The sequence below is a fragment of the Streptomyces argenteolus genome (genome assembly GCF_042902585.1).
Classification (GTDB): domain Bacteria; phylum Actinomycetota; class Actinomycetes; order Streptomycetales; family Streptomycetaceae; genus Streptomyces; species Streptomyces argenteolus.
Genome location: NZ_JBIBEG010000010.1, coordinates 218,636 through 233,827, shown reverse-complemented (window position 1 = coordinate 233,827; position 15,192 = coordinate 218,636). Strand labels below are relative to the sequence as shown.

The 15,192-nt window shown below is 71.0% G+C and carries 11 protein-coding genes; 9 read left to right on the top strand and 2 right to left on the bottom strand.

Annotated features, from left to right (window positions below; genetic code table 11):
• Window positions 1-25: 25 nt before the first annotated feature.
• Window positions 26-1,993: an ATP-dependent DNA helicase gene (locus tag ACFY8O_RS29645; RefSeq protein WP_145808739.1), complete on the top strand. Its 1,968-nt coding sequence runs from the start codon at window positions 26-28 to the stop codon at window positions 1,991-1,993.
• A 305-nt stretch (window positions 1,994-2,298) separates the two neighbouring features.
• Here the strand turns inward: ACFY8O_RS29645 and lexA are convergent, their stop codons facing one another.
• On the bottom strand, window positions 2,299-3,096 hold the full coding sequence (lexA, locus tag ACFY8O_RS29640; RefSeq protein ID WP_145808737.1) for a transcriptional repressor LexA: 798 nt from the start codon (window positions 3,094-3,096) through the stop codon (window positions 2,299-2,301).
• 537 nt (window positions 3,097-3,633) lie between these two features.
• Here lexA and nrdR point away from each other — a divergent pair.
• Window positions 3,634-4,149: a transcriptional regulator NrdR gene (nrdR, locus tag ACFY8O_RS29635; protein WP_145808735.1), complete on the top strand. Its 516-nt coding sequence runs from the start codon at window positions 3,634-3,636 to the stop codon at window positions 4,147-4,149.
• A gap of 155 nt (window positions 4,150-4,304) precedes the next feature.
• Window positions 4,305-7,214, top strand: coding sequence for a vitamin B12-dependent ribonucleotide reductase (locus tag ACFY8O_RS29630; RefSeq protein ID WP_387907707.1), 2,910 nt, complete (start codon window positions 4,305-4,307; stop codon window positions 7,212-7,214).
• Between the two features lie 453 nt (window positions 7,215-7,667).
• Here ACFY8O_RS29630 and ACFY8O_RS29625 read toward each other — a convergent pair whose 3' ends face one another.
• Complete coding sequence (locus ACFY8O_RS29625) at window positions 7,668-8,198, bottom strand: TerD family protein (protein WP_387907705.1); 531 nt, start codon at window positions 8,196-8,198, stop codon at window positions 7,668-7,670.
• A 193-nt stretch (window positions 8,199-8,391) separates the two neighbouring features.
• On the opposite strand from ACFY8O_RS29625, the gene ACFY8O_RS29620 reads away from it, so the two are divergent.
• The 6 genes from ACFY8O_RS29620 (at window position 8,392) to ACFY8O_RS29595 (ending at window position 15,174) form a co-directional block, all read left to right on the top strand.
• Complete coding sequence (locus ACFY8O_RS29620) at window positions 8,392-8,997, top strand: YdbC family protein (protein WP_145808729.1); 606 nt, start codon at window positions 8,392-8,394, stop codon at window positions 8,995-8,997.
• Window positions 8,998-9,121: 124 nt separating this feature from the next.
• Window positions 9,122-9,781, top strand: a complete 660-nt coding sequence (locus ACFY8O_RS29615) for a histidine phosphatase family protein (RefSeq protein WP_145808727.1) — start codon at window positions 9,122-9,124, stop codon at window positions 9,779-9,781.
• Window positions 9,782-9,793: 12 nt separating this feature from the next.
• Window positions 9,794-10,708: an ADP-ribosylglycohydrolase family protein gene (locus ACFY8O_RS29610; RefSeq protein ID WP_387907701.1), complete on the top strand. Its 915-nt coding sequence runs from the start codon at window positions 9,794-9,796 to the stop codon at window positions 10,706-10,708.
• A 515-nt stretch (window positions 10,709-11,223) separates the two neighbouring features.
• Complete coding sequence (locus ACFY8O_RS29605; protein ID WP_387907699.1) at window positions 11,224-13,095, top strand: DUF4153 domain-containing protein; 1,872 nt, start codon at window positions 11,224-11,226, stop codon at window positions 13,093-13,095.
• 653 nt (window positions 13,096-13,748) lie between these two features.
• On the top strand, window positions 13,749-14,459 hold the full coding sequence (locus ACFY8O_RS29600) for a ribonuclease HII (RefSeq protein ID WP_387907696.1): 711 nt from the start codon (window positions 13,749-13,751) through the stop codon (window positions 14,457-14,459).
• 58 nt (window positions 14,460-14,517) lie between these two features.
• A complete protein-coding gene (locus ACFY8O_RS29595) occupies window positions 14,518-15,174 on the top strand; it encodes a hypothetical protein (RefSeq protein WP_387907694.1) in 657 nt (218 codons plus the stop codon).
• Window positions 15,175-15,192: the final 18 nt, after the last annotated feature.

The window sequence follows — 15,192 nt, the reverse complement described above, 5'->3', positions numbered from 1 at the left end:
TGGGGCGCCGTAGGGTGGACGGGCTATGACGAAGCCATCTCTCCCCGACCTCCTCCACGCCGCCGTCACCGCTGTCGGCGGTACGGAGCGGCCCGGCCAGGTGTCCATGGCCGAGGCCGTCGCCGAGGCCGTCGACGACAACGCCCACCTGCTCGTGCAGGCCGGTACCGGCACCGGAAAGTCCCTCGGCTATCTGGTGCCGGCGCTGGCCCACGGCGAGCGCGTCGTGGTGGCCACGGCGACGCTGGCCCTCCAGCGTCAGCTGGTGGAGCGGGACCTCCCGCGGACGGTCGACGCGCTGCACCCGCTGCTGCGCCGCCGCCCCCAGTTCGCGATGCTGAAGGGCAGGTCGAACTACCTCTGCCTGCACCGGCTCCACGAGGGCGTCCCGCAGGACGAGGAGGAAGGGCTCTTCGACCAGTTCGAGGCAGCCGCGCCGTCGAGCAAGCTGGGCCAGGACCTGCTGCGCCTGCGCGACTGGTCGGACGACACGGAGACCGGCGACCGGGACGACCTGACACCGGGCGTCTCGGACCGGGCCTGGGCCCAGGTCTCCGTCTCCTCGCGCGAATGCCTGGGCGCGAGCAAGTGCGCGTACGGAGCCGAGTGCTTCGCGGAGACGGCGCGTGAGCGGGCCAAGCTCGCGGACGTCGTCGTCACGAACCACGCCCTGCTCGCGATCGACGCGATCGAGGGCGCCCCGGTGCTCCCGAAGCACGAGGTGCTCATCGTCGACGAGGCGCACGAGCTGGTCTCCCGGGTCACCGGGGTGGCCACGGGGGAGCTTACGCCCGGCCAGGTGAACCGCGCGGTGCGCCGCGCGGCCAAGCTGGTCAACGAGAAGGCGGCCGACGCCCTGATGACTGCGTCGGAGGGGTTCGAGCGGGTCATGGAGCTGGCGCTCCCCGGGCGCCTGGAAGAGGTTCCGGAAGACCTCGGCTACGCCCTGATGGCCCTGCGTGACGCCGCGCGCACGGTGATCTCCGCCCTGGGAGGCACCCGGGACAAGTCTGTCCAGGACGAGGACGCGGTGCGTAAGCAGGCCATGGCGTCGGTGGAGTCGATCCACAGCGTGGCGGAGCGCATCACGCAGGGCTCCGAGTACGACGTCGTGTGGTACGAGCGCCACGACCGCTTCGGCGCGTCCGTGCGCGTGGCGCCGCTCTCGGTCTCCGGGCTGCTGCGCGAGAAGCTCTTCGCCGACCGGTCGGTGGTCCTCACCTCGGCCACGCTCAAGCTCGGCGGTGACTTCAACGGCGTGGGGGCGTCGCTGGGACTCGCGCCCGAAGGCACAGCGGGCGATGACATCCCCCAGTGGAAGGGACTCGACGTCGGCTCACCGTTCGACTACCCGAAGCAGGGCATCCTGTACGTCGCACGGCACCTGGCCACTCCGGGCCGGGAGGGCTCCCGCACCGACATGCTCGACGAGCTCGCGGAGCTGGTGGAGGCGGCCGGGGGCCGCACCCTGGGGTTGTTCTCCTCGATGAGGGCGGCCCAGGCCGCCGCGGAGGAGCTGCGCGGCAGGCAGGACAAGCCGATCCTGCTCCAGGGGGAGGAGACCCTCGGTGAGCTGATCAAGAATTTCGCGGCCGATCCGGAGACCTGCCTCTTCGGGACGCTGTCGCTCTGGCAGGGCGTCGACGTGCCGGGTCCGAGCTGTCAGCTCGTGGTCATGGACCGGATTCCGTTCCCCCGGCCGGACGACCCGCTGATGAGCGCGCGCCAGAAGGCGGTCGAGGAGGCCGGCGGCAACGGCTTCATGGCGGTCGCCGCGACCCACGCCGCGCTGTTGATGGCTCAGGGGGCCGGCCGGCTCGTCCGTGCCATGGGGGACAAGGGCGTCGTCGCGGTGCTCGACCCCCGGCTCGCCAACGCCCGGTACGGCAGCTACCTCCGGGCCTCGCTGCCCGACTTCTGGTACACCACGGACCGTAACCAGGCGCGACGCTCGCTCGCGGCCATCGACGCGGCGGCCAAGGCCGCGGAGTGAGTGACCCGGCGCGGGGCCGGCGGCACGGTGCGTGCGGGGCCCGCGCAGTGGGCCGACACGAGGGGTGCGGGGCGCGGGTCCATACGGTGCGCGGGTCCATGCGGTGCGCGCTGACACGGTGAGCGGGATGCCGGCCACGCCTTGATCACCGGGAAGGGCGGGGCGCGGGGTGCCTGCTACGCCCTGATCCTGGGAAGGCGGTCCGCGAGCACCAGGGAAGACGTGCCGCGCAGTTCTGTGCCGCGGCATGTCAGGGCCCCGGGACCGGCGCAGGGATCCCGGGGCCCAGTCCGGACCGGCGGAACTCACACCCGCCGCAGCACCGCCACGACCTTGCCCAGGATGGTGGCCTCGTCGCCGGGGATCGGCTGGTACGCGGAGTTGTGCGGCAGCAGCCACACATGGCCGTCCTCGCGCTTGAAGCGCTTCACGGTGGCCTCGCCGTCCAGCATGGCCGCGACGATGTCGCCGTTCTCGGCGACCGGCTGGCGGCGGACGGTGACCCAGTCGCCGTCCATGATCGCGGCCTCGATCATCGAGTCACCGACGACCTTCAGCACGAACAGCTCACCGTCACCGACGAGCTGGCGGGGGAGCGGGAAGACGTCCTCGACGGACTCCTCGGCGAGGATCGGCCCACCGGCCGCGATCCGGCCGACGAGCGGCACGTAGGAAGCGGCGGGCTTCCCCGTGGTGTCGGTCGGCTGGGTGCTCGGCTGATCCGATCCCCGGACCTCGTACGCGCGCGGGCGGTGCGGATCGCGGCGCAGGAAGCCCTTGCGCTCCAGGGCCATCAGCTGGTGGGCCACGGACGAGGTGCTGGACAGTCCCACCGCCTGGCCGATCTCCCGCATCGACGGCGGATAGCCACGCCGCTGCACGGAGTCCCGGATCACCTCGATCACGCGCCGCTGCCTGTCGGTGAGCCCCGAGCTGTCCGCCCGGATTCCTGGAGGGCGGCCGGGAAGAGAGCGCGCGGGGCGCGTGGACTCGGGGCCCTCCGCGTTCATGACTGACTCATTCATGGCATGCACCGGCTCAAGTCGGCTCTGGGGGCGGTGGTCCTGGGCGGTGATGGTGGCACTGTCTGCGGTGGTGGTCACGTCGGCGGCCCCTCTCGAATGGTCTCCCTAGTTAGGCAACGGTAGTTGCTTTCGAAAGGTTGCGCCAAACACACGTTCGAGTGAAAAACAAATAAAGGGCTGCCATGCGCCTGCTGTGAGGTGTATGAGCTGATGCGGCCGGCTGGTGGGCATGTCCGGGCGCAGGGGTCCACGCTAGCGTTCCGCCGGTCCGTTCCCGTGCGCGGGGGGTGTGTCCGCCGGGCGGGGGAGGGGTGCCGTCCGGGGCATGCCGGCGGCGCGAGGGCGGGGGGTCCGCGGACTCGGCGTCCACGCGTTTCCCGTACCCTCGTGCCGGGCCGTAGGCTGCCTCCCGGCCCTCGGGGGAGCGCGACACGCGCGGGGGGTAGCAGTGGAGGGAAACCCTAGATGTAGTGGTTGGATCGTCAGCACCGCCCACAACTAGTGGTCCCCGGTCTTTGAAGGTCGAGTTCATCGCCTATGCTTGTGGCTGTCCTCGAGGGCCCGGTCCGGGCCCCGGAGGGCTATTCGGACGTGCCGTGAAGGAGGGTTGGAGACATGCACTGCCCCTTCTGCAGGCACCCCGACAGCCGGGTGGTGGACAGTCGCACCACGGACGACGGGACGTCGATCCGGCGCCGCCGTCAGTGCCCCGACTGCTCCCGTCGCTTCACGACGGTGGAGACCTGCTCGCTGATGGTGGTCAAGCGCAGCGGCGTGACCGAGCCCTTCAGTCGTACCAAGGTCATCTCCGGCGTCCGCAAGGCGTGCCAGGGCCGTCCGGTCACGGAGGACGCGCTCGCGAAACTCGGCCAGCGGGTCGAGGAGGCGGTGCGCGCGACGGGCAGCGCCGAGCTGACGACGCACGACGTGGGCCTGGCCATACTCGGCCCCCTGCAGGAGCTCGACCTCGTCGCGTACCTGCGCTTCGCATCCGTGTACCGGGCGTTCAACTCGCTCGACGACTTCGAGACCGCTATCGCGGAGCTGCGCGAGCAGCGGCCCCGCGCCGAGCAATGCGGGAACGGCGAGCCCACCGAGGCTCCCGCTCCCGCCGCCGTCGCCGCTGATTGATCACCGGGCAGGCCGGCTGGGCGGGAGAGCCGGCGGCGAGCGGCACCAGACCTGCTCCGGGATGCTGTGCGTGGCGTCCGGAGCATAAGAAACAGACTGTGCCCTGGGAAGAACTGGGCACTTCAGGGCGTTTTTGCCCACATATGGGAGGCGGCATGACAGAGACGGCGAGCGGCCCGGCACGAGGTTCCCGTACCAAGGGAGCCAAGTCGACTGCGACCAAGCAGGGCCTGCGCATCGAGCGCATCCACACGACCCCTGGCGTGCACCCGTACGACGAGGTCGCGTGGGAGCGCCGTGACGTCGTCATGACCAACTGGCGCGACGGCTCGATCAACTTCGAGCAGCGTGGCGTCGAGTTCCCCGACTTCTGGTCGGTGAACGCGGTCAACATCGTCACCAGCAAGTACTTCCGGGGGGCTGTCGGCACGCCGCAGCGCGAGACCGGTCTGCGGCAGCTGATCGACCGGATCGTGAAGACGTACCGGAAGGCGGGCGAGGACTACAGCTACTTCGCTTCCCCCGCCGACGCCGAGATCTTCGAGCACGAGCTGGCCTACGCCCTCCTGCACCAGATCTTCAGCTTCAACTCGCCGGTCTGGTTCAACGTCGGCACGCCTCAGCCGCAGCAGGTCTCGGCCTGCTTCATCCTGGCCGTCGACGACTCCATGGAGTCCATCCTCGACTGGTACAAGGAAGAGGGGATGATCTTCAAGGGCGGCTCCGGCGCCGGCCTGAACCTCTCCCGCATCCGCTCCTCCAAGGAGCTGCTCTCCTCCGGTGGCAACGCCTCCGGCCCGGTCTCCTTCATGCGGGGTGCCGACGCGTCCGCAGGAACGATCAAGTCCGGTGGCGCCACCCGCCGCGCGGCCAAGATGGTCATCCTCGACGTCGACCACCCCGACATCGAGAACTTCATCGAGACCAAGGTGAAGGAGGAGGAGAAGATCCGCGCCCTGCGCGACGCGGGCTTCGACATGGACCTGGGCGGCGACGACATCACGTCCGTCCAGTACCAGAACGCCAACAACTCGGTCCGCGTGAACGACGAGTTCATGAAGGCCGTCGAGTCCGGCGGGAAGTTCGGCCTGCGCGCCCGGATGACCGGTGACGTCATCGAAGAGGTCGAGGCCAAGTCCCTCTTCCGCAAGATGGCGGAGGCCGCCTGGGCGTGTGCCGACCCGGGCATCCAGTACGACGACACCATCAACCACTGGCACACCTGCCCGGAGTCCGGCCGGATCAACGGCTCGAACCCCTGCAGCGAGTACATGCACCTGGACAACACCTCGTGCAACCTGGCCTCGCTGAACCTGATGAAGTTCCTCAAGGACGACGGCGAGGGCCACCAGTCCTTCGAGGTCGAGCGCTTCGCCAAGGTCGTCGAGCTGGTCATCACGGCGATGGACATCTCGATCTGCTTCGCGGACTTCCCGACCCAGAAGATCGGCGAGAACACCCGCGCCTACCGTCAGCTGGGCATCGGTTACGCCAACCTCGGCGCCCTGCTGATGGCGACCGGCCACGCGTACGACAGCGACGGCGGCCGCGCGCTCGCCGGCGCCATCACCTCGCTGATGACCGGCACCTCCTACCGTCGTTCCGCCGAGCTCGCCGCGGTCGTCGGCGCGTACGACGGTTACGCCCGTAACGCCGAGCCTCACCAGCGCGTCATGAAGCAGCACTCCGACGCGAACGCCGTGGCCGTCCACGTGGACGACCTGGACTCGCCGATCTGGGCCGCCGCCACGGAGGCCTGGCAGGACGTGATCCGCCTCGGCGCGAAGAACGGCTTCCGCAACGCGCAGGCGTCGGTCATCGCCCCCACCGGCACCATCGGTCTCGCGATGTCCTGCGACACCACCGGCCTCGAGCCCGACCTCGCCCTGGTCAAGTTCAAGAAGCTCGTCGGCGGCGGCTCGATGCAGATCGTCAACGGCACGGTGCCGCAGGCGCTGCGCCGCCTCGGCTACCAGCCGGAGCAGATCGAGGCGATCGTCGCCCACATCGCCGACCACGGCAACGTGATCGACGCGCCGGGCCTCAAGACCGAGCACTACGAGGTCTTCGACTGCGCGATGGGTGAGCGCTCGATCTCGGCCATGGGTCACGTCCGGATGATGGCGGCGATCCAGCCGTGGATCTCGGGCGCCCTGTCCAAGACGGTCAACCTGCCGGAGACGGCGACCGTCGAGGACGTCGAGGAGGTCTACTTCGAGGCCTGGAAGATGGGCGTCAAGGCGCTCGCCATCTACCGCGACAACTGCAAGGTCGGCCAGCCCCTCTCCGCCAAGACCAAGGAGAAGGAGAAGGAGGCGGTCACCGCCAAGGCCGAGGACACCATCCGTACGGCCGTCGAGAAGGTCGTCGAGTACCGTCCGGTCCGCAAGCGTCTGCCCAAGGGCCGTCCCGGCATCACCACCTCCTTCACGGTGGGCGGGGCCGAGGGGTACATGACCGCCAACTCGTACCCGGACGACGGTCTCGGTGAGGTCTTCCTGAAGATGTCCAAGCAGGGCTCCACCCTCGCGGGCATGATGGACGCCTTCTCGATCGCCGTGTCGGTCGGCCTGCAGTACGGCGTGCCGCTGGAGACCTACGTCTCCAAGTTCACCAACATGCGCTTCGAGCCGGCCGGTATGACGGACGACCCGGACGTGCGGATGGCGCAGTCGATCGTCGACTACATCTTCCGCCGCCTGGCGCTCGACTTCCTGCCCTTCGAGACGCGGTCGGCGCTCGGCATCCACTCGGCGGAGGAGCGTCAGCGCCACCTCGACACCGGTTCGTACGAGCCGGAGTTCGGGGAGGACGACGTCGACGTCGAGAGCCTGGCCCAGTCCGCGCCCGTGCACGTCGAGCCGCTGAAGGCGGTCACCTCGCCCGAGGAGTCCGCTGCCGAGAAGCCGGCCCCCAGGGCCGCCCACACCTCGGCCGAACTGGTCGAGATGCAGCTCGGCATCAGCGCGGACGCCCCGCTCTGCTTCTCGTGCGGTACGAAGATGCAGCGCGCCGGATCCTGCTACATCTGCGAGGGCTGCGGCTCGACCAGCGGTTGCAGCTGACCGGGCCGATCGCGTCCGGGCGGGTGTGAGCATCCACCACTGACGCACTGATCCGCACAGGGAGAGGGTGCCGGCCAAGGCCGGCACCCTCTCCCTGCGTTCGGGGCACTGTCCCGGCCGGACCTGCCCCCGGGACGTACGCCAGGAATGCCGGGACGTACGCCAGGAATGCCGGGACGTACGCGAGGAACGTGGTGCGGTGCAGAACGGACGTCGGCCGCCATGGCGTGGCCGTCCATCCAGGCGCACGGCACCGCCATCCCGCAGGGACATTCCCCGGGGGTGCTCCACCTCATCCCGGCCACGGCCCCCGTCGGACAGCGGGGCTACTGCGCCCACCTCGCCGGCGACCCGGGGCGGCGCGCCCTCGGCCGGTGGCGGGTCCGGCGACCACCGTGCCCGGCCGCCGTCCCCATTCCCCTGGCGGCCGCCGTGTTCCCCTCGGCCGTCCCGTCAGCTGGAGCGGCTCCCCATCGTCGCGGCGAACGAGCCGGGGTCGCCGTCGAAACCCCGCACGGCGGGGCGAAAGCCCCAGGACCCCGAGACGTCCCGTACGAACTCGGCGACCACCGCGGCTGTCGCGGTGGCCACTGCCGAGAAGTCGTCCTCCGCCAGGCTGGTGTAGCCCTCCCGGATCTGTACGACCGTGTGTTCTATCTCGCCGAAGGTCTTGTGACCGTCGCGCTGCTGGATGGCGACGCCGACCACGACCCTGGCGTAGGCATCCGACAGCCGGTCCAGTTCGAGCGTCATGACCTCGTCGAAGCCGAAACCCTGCCCCGTCCGGCTGTCCCGGTTCAGCGTGATCGTTCCGTCCGGGGACCTGCTGTCGAAGTGGACGAGGTAGGCCGGGCTTCCGTACGGTGCGTCCGCCCGGTAGGTGGCCGCGATGATGTCGAGGTCGTTGGCGGGCTCGCCGAAGGAGCTCGGGTCCCATTTGACCCGCACTTCCACCTTCTCGATGTCCTTGTTGGGAGTGCTCACCGCACGTGCCTCCTCGCTGCCGGGCCGACTGGCCGCTTCCACCCTCAGATCATGTCCGTAACTGTCCGTGGATCCAACCGCGTTGGTCCCGGGCGTCTCATTCGGGCCACGGCATGGCCGGGTTGAGCGCTTGTACTACGCCGGGGCGCCCCGGGCGTGACCCGCGCCACGCCGGGCGCCGTACGATGGCGCAGTGCTGGTCAAGTGGATTCGCTGCACCGTGGTGGACCGCCGCGGTTTCGAGCGGGGGCAGCGGAAGTGGGCGGGGCTGCTCGATGAGCCGGGATTCCGGGGGCAGAGCGGCGGGTGGAGCCGAGGGCAGCCCGAAGTCGCCCACGTGTTCGCCTTCTGGGAGAACCGGGTGTTCTACGACTCCTTCATGGCCAGCGGACACGACCGGCTGGCCGCCGCGCAGTCCGGCATGCACAAGGACATGCAGGTCAAGCTCTTCGAGTACCGCTTCGACGTGAAGACCGGGTTCGAGCCCCACTTCACCGACGCGGACGTGGTGAGGGTGGCGCACAGCCGCGTGCGCGAGGACCGGGTGGACCACTTCGCCCTCATGCAGCAGAGGGTGTGGAACCCGGCCATGGCGGGTTCCCCGGGAATGCTGCGCGGCGTCTTCGGGGAGGCGCCGGGGCACGAGTTCCTGGTCCTGTCGATGTGGCAGTCGAGCGCGGAACGCGGCAAGTACCGGCCCGAGAGCATCGCCCGGCTCTCGGCGCGCGCGGAGACCGAGAGGGACGTCGAGGCGCTCACGGGAGACGTGGTCCAGCTGGAACCGTCCTGGACGGTCTGACGCGCCTGCCTGCCACCGCCCCGTGCGTGCCCGCCGCCGCGCGGGGCACGTCTCCTTGGTCACATACACCCGATGGAGTCCGCACCGTTGCTCGATCGGGCCGTACGGCATCTAGGGTCGGTACATGGCACGACCGCAACGCATCGTTCTCGTCCGGCACGGTGAGTCCGAGGGCAATGTCGACGACACGGTCTACGAACGCGAGCCCGACCACGCGCTGAGGCTCACGGCGAAGGGCCTGAGCCAGGCGTCGGAGACCGGCGCCCTGCTGCGCGAGCAGTTCGGGGACGAGCGGGTCAGCGTGTACATCTCGCCCTACCGGCGCACCCACGAGACCTTCCGGGCCTTCGGCCTCGATCTCGCGCGCGTGCGGGTCAGGGAGGAGCCCCGGCTGCGGGAGCAGGACTGGGGCAACTGGCAGGACCGGGACGACGTCAGGCTGCAGAAGGCGTACCGGGACGCCTACGGCCACTTCTTCTACCGCTTCGCCCAGGGCGAGTCCGGAGCGGACGTGTACGACAGGGTCGACGCGTTCCTGGAGAGTCTGCACCGCAGCTTCGAGGAGGCCGACCACCCGGAGAACGTCCTGCTGGTCACCCATGGCCTCACGATGAGGCTCTTCTGCATGCGGTGGTTCCACTGGTCGGTGGCGGAATTCGAGTCGCTGTCCAACCCCGGGAACGGCGAATCGCGGACCCTGCTGCTCGGCGAGAACGGCCGCTACACGCTCGACCGGCCCTTCGAGCGGTGGCGGACCCCCGAGCCGTACGGCATCACCGGCTAGAGTGGCAGGGCGATGACCGCTGACTCCGCTTCCGACCGGCGCTTCGAACGCGCTCTGGCCAGCCTGCGTGGCCTGTCCGTGGGCGATGCCCTGGGCTCCCAGTTCTTCGTACCGGCGAATTACCCCCTGCTCCAGGACCGGGCCCTGCCGCCCGGCGACTGGCAGTGGACCGACGACACCGAGATGGCCTGCTCCGTGCTCGCCGTGCTGGCCACGCACGAACGCGTCGACCAGGATGCCCTCGCCGAGTCCTTCGCCGTGCACCACGACTTCGACCGGGGCTACGGGCCCGCGGTGAACCGACTGCTCAGGCTGGTGAGGGAAGGCGGCGACTGGCGCGAGCTGGCGTCCGCGCTCTTCCAGGGACAGGGTTCCTGGGGGAACGGCTCGGCGATGCGCATCGCCCCGCTGGGCGCCTGGTACGCCCACGATCCGGAACAGGCCACACACCAGGCCGAGATCTCCTCGTACACCACCCATCAGCACCGCGAAGCCGTCGTGGGGGCCATGGCCGTCGCGGCAGCCGCCGCCCTCGTCGCCGCGCCGGATGGGCCGCCCACGCCGGAGGCCCTGCTCGACGGGGTCGTCGCGCTCATCCCGCGCAGCGCGGTCGGGGCCGGTCTGCGCCGTGCGCGCGACATGCTGGACTACCGGGACGCGGGGACGGTCGCGGCGGTGCTCGGAAACGGCCGTCGCACGAGTGCGCACGACACCGTGCCGTTCGCCCTCTGGTCGGCCGCCCGGAGTCTCGGTGACTTCGAGGAGGCCTTCTGGGTGACGGCCCAGGCGGGCGGCGATGTGGACACCACCTGCGCCATCGTCGGCGGAGTCGTCGCCTCCGCTGCGGAGGGCGCCCCTCCCGCGCACTGGCTGGACCGTACCGAGGCACTGCCCGGCTGGGTCCCGCTCGCTCGGGTGAGCCGCTGACGCACGACGGGTCCGGCCGTTCGTCGGGGACGGCCGTTGACCGGGTGCCGGCTGCTCGCGGGTGACGTCCGCCGGCCCGATGGAGGCTGTTCCGTTCGTGCGCCGGGGGCGCTGTTCGGCGGGCGTGGAGTCGAGTGTGTCGACCTCGCAGGGGCGGCGCTGTCGGTGTGGTCAGGGCCTCGGGGCCTCGGCGCGAGCACGCCGCCGCCGAAGCGGTGCAGCCCCTGAAACCCGGAGGTGGCCGGCCGGAGCTTTGACGAGGTTGCTCCTTCACCATCCGCCGTCTCGCCGTTCGCCGTCGCTCCCTCACCGAGGGTGACCTGTGCCCGGCCTTGTCATGCCTACTGTCACGGTCCTGCCACAGGGGGCTGCCCGACCGGCCGGAGAGCCTGGACGGGACTTACGCTTTCGGCCACGCAGCTCTCAGTGATCTTGGTGGGCGTGCGCCTAGTGACTCCGGGGCCGTTGCGCCGCGATGTGGCCGTGCGAGCGGAGCCCGGTGGGGGAGGGGTCCCATGTCCGACCAGCAGTCCGGCCAGCAGCCAGAGCCGCCGAAGCCCGGGGGGCCGAAGCCCGAGGGGCCGACGCCTGACGTGCCGAAGCCCGCCGTGTCGAAGCCCGAGGTGTCCGGTGCCGAGGTTTCCGGCGACGAGGTCTCCGAAACCGGGGTTGCCGGGCCCGAGGTGGCCCCTCGGGCTCCCGTCTCGGCGGGAGAGGCGGCCCCCGGCCGCGCGAAGGCGGGAAGCGCGTCCGCACGGACGCCCGCTCCCACCGTGCCGCCGCAGAGCGCCGGGCCGGAGGTTCCGAAGGTGCCCGCCTACCTCCAGGCGCCGCCCCCGCCGGACGTCTGGCAGCGACGGGCGCAGCACCAACCGTCCGGCCTGCTCTCCCGGCTGCGGCCCCCGGCCCCGCCCGCGATCGATGCGGCGACCCTCTGGTCGGTGCTCGCCACGGCACTCCTCAGCGCCCTCCTGCTCGGCGACGGCCTGGGGATCAACATCCTCGTCGTGGCCGTGCCGGCCGCTCTGGCGGCGTACTTCGCCGCACGCGGGGCGCGGCGCAGGCTGCGGCCCTGGACCGCGGTGTGGGCGGTGGGCGGCCTCGCCCTCCTGGCGGTCCCCGCACTGCGCGACGCGGGCTGGCCGGTCTTCCTCGCCGTCGTCTCCGCTCTGGCCCTCGGCTCGCTCGCGCTGCACGGCAGCCGCAGCTGGCCAGGGGTACTGCTGGGATCGGTGGGGCTGGTCCCGTCGATCGCGGCCGGGGTGCGCTGGGGGTGGCACGGGGTGCGCGCCCGTGCCGACGACTCCAGGGGCCGGGTGCGCACCGCGGTGCGCACCTCGGTGGTCGCCGTCGTCCTGCTCGTGGTCTTCGGCACGCTCTTCGCCAGTGCCGACGCCGCCTTCGCCGATCTGCTGGGCAGCCTGACCCCCGACGTGTCGGTCGGCGACAGCCCGTGGCGTGTCTTCCTCTTCGTGCTCGGTCTGGCCGGAGCGCTCGCCGCCGCCCACAGCGCCGCCGCACCGGTGCGGTGGGACCGCATCACCGTACGGCCGGGCAAAGCCAGGAGCCGGGCGGAATGGGCCCTGCCGCTGATCGTGCTCAACCTGCTCTTCGCGGCCTTCATCGCCCTCCAGCTGGCCGTGCTCCTCGGCGGGTACGACAAGGTGCTGGAGGAGACCGGACTGACGCCCTCCGAGTACGCCCGCCAGGGCTTCTGGCAGCTCCTCTGGGCCACTGTGCTGACCCTGCTCGTCATCGCCCTCGCCCTGCGCTGGGCACCGCGCGGCGGTCCTCGTGACCGCACGCTGGTCCGGGGCGTGCTCGGCGTCCTGTGCGTACTCACCCTGGTGGTCGTGGCCTCCGCGCTGCGCCGGATGGACCTGTACGTGGACGCCTTCGGGCTGACCCGGCTGCGGATCTCGGTGGCGGCCGTGGAGCTCTGGCTCGGTGTGGTCCTGGTGCTCATCCTCGCTGCGGGTGTGTTCGGAGCCAGGATGCTGCCGCGCGCCGTCGCGGTGAGCGCGGCAGCAGGTGTGCTCGCCTTCGGGCTGCTGTCGCCCGACGGGCTGATCGCCGAGCAGAACGTCCAGCGGTACCAGAGCGACAGGACCATCGACATCCAGTACCTCAAGGGGCTCTCGGCCGATGCCGTGCCCGCCCTGGACGAGCTGCCGGAGCCACTGCGGTCCTGCGCGCTGAGGAACTTCCAGCGGGATTTCGCCGTCGAGGACACCCCCTGGTACGCCTCCAGCTGGGGTGAGAGGGAAGCCAGGGACGTCCTGGAGAAGCACCCCCTGCGGGAGGTCGGGGCTGACTGCTACGGCGTCGGCCGGGAGGCCGACGAGCGCGACGGTTACGAGGAGGAGGACTCCTACGACCCGTACTGATCCCCCGTGCTTCTCCGCTGATCCGACCTTTCTCTGTCCAGGTTCCGCCTGACGGGCGGCCCCGGCTCCGTAGCCGTTGCAGGACTTGCCTTCCGCTCGTGCGTGGTCCGACCCTCCGAACGCCTGCTCGCATGCCGCGTTTCGGGAGCCGCTGTGCTGACGGCTGGTGCCGGGGGCCTGGTAACTCCCGGGCACCCGGGGCACGTCCGGAAGGGGCGGATCGATCATGAGCGCGCGGGTTCGCGTATGCGACGCGTGTGCGTCAGGAGGCCCGCCGGGCATGGTCGTGAGAGGGCTGCCCAGCTCCGCCGCCGGTCGGCGCCTGAGGGCGCCGGCCAGGGTGCTGTACGTGTGGAGACCACGTCGGCGGGCTCGGCGTGGTGACGGCGACCGGTCGGGTGCGACGGTGCGCGGCCCGGCCCACGCCGGAACGGGGGCGGCCTCGAAATGTGCGGCAGTGAACGCCGGGAGAGCGGCGTGGCCGGCCGTGGCGGCCCGCTTCCCGGTGCGCTGCCCCGGTCTCCTGAGCCGGCGGCCCATCTCCCCGGGCGGGGGCCCGCAGCGTCCCGGCGGACGGCGGGACGAGGGCCGGAGTGCCGGACGGTGCCCCGGGGTGTTCTTGCCGTGCCCATCGGCGTAACCTGGCAGGCGCCATGCCGTACGAACCACCCACGCACACCGTCGAGCGCTCACTGCGCGCTACCTCCGGTGCCAGGACCGTCGCCGGTGTCGACGAGGTCGGACGCGGAGCGTGGGCCGGCCCCGTCACCGTGTGCGCGGCCGTCACCGGTCTCCGCAGACCCCCCGAGGGCCTCACCGACTCCAAACTGATCAGCCCCAAGCGCCGGGCGGAACTCGCCCCGTTGCTCGAGAAGTGGGTCACGGCCTACGGGTTGGGGCACGCCTCACCGCTGGAGATCGACGACCTCGGCATGACGGCAGCGCTCCGTCTGGCGGCGGTCAGGGCGCTGGAGGCACTGCCGGTGCGTCCCGACGCCGTGATCCTCGACGGGAAGCACGACTACCTGGGAGCGCCCTGGAATGTCCGTACGGTGATCAAGGGCGACCAGTCCTGTATCGCTGTCGCCGCGGCCTCGGTCATAGCCAAGGTCCACAGGGACACGATGATGGCCGAACTGGGCGCCGACACGGGGCAGTACGAAGACTTCGCCTTCGGCGCGAACGCGGGCTATCCGTCACCGGTCCACCGGGCCGCGCTGGAGGCACAGGGGCCTACGCCCCACCATCGCCTCAGCTGGTCCTACCTCGACGCGCTGCCCAGGTGGCAGCACCTGAAGAAGGTCCGATTCTCCGCCGAGGCGGCCGCACTGGAAAGCGGGGGCCAACTCGGCTTCGACTTCTGATCGCACAGGCGCATCCACCCGCCGGCCTTCCGCGCCGGCCGTGACAGACAACCCATTCATGCCTCTCATCCCCGAGGAGCCTCAGATTCCCGAGAGCGCCCAGGGTCCCCGCGTTACTCCGGCCGCCGGCCGCACCGCGCCGACCCCCCGTCCCGTACCTGGCCCGCGTTCCGCGGCCACGCCGCGTCCCGGAAACCCGGGCCGAGGCCCCGCGCGGCCCGCGCCCCCGGCGCAGCGCCCGCATCCCGCACCCCCGATGCCCGCCGCTCCGGCGCCGGCCGTTGCCCCGGCGCCTGCCGCACGGAAGCTGCCGGACGCCGGCTCCGCGGCGCAGTTCCAGCTGATCCCCGCACCTGCGAGCGGAGCGGTCGACGCTGCCGACGAGGCCGTCGACCTGCTGCTCGACTCCGGACGGGCGCCCGGCGACATCCTGGTCCTCACCACCGGTGAGCAGCACCCTTGGGCCGCGCACGAACTCTCCTTCGGGGAGGCCGCGTACTGGGCCCAGCACGACGCGGGTGACGACGTCTTCTTCGCCCGCGCGGCGAACGCCGACCGCTGCGCCTCGCGTTCCGTGATCATCGTCGCGGTCAACGGCGACCTCGACGAGGCGTCCGCCCGCGCGCTGTCCGACGCCCGCGAGCGCGCCGGCGTGCTGCTGATCGTCTGCGGCGACCCGCAGAAGGTCAACTCGGCGCTCGGCGCCGGCGTCTGAGCTGTACCTCGCGTGGGT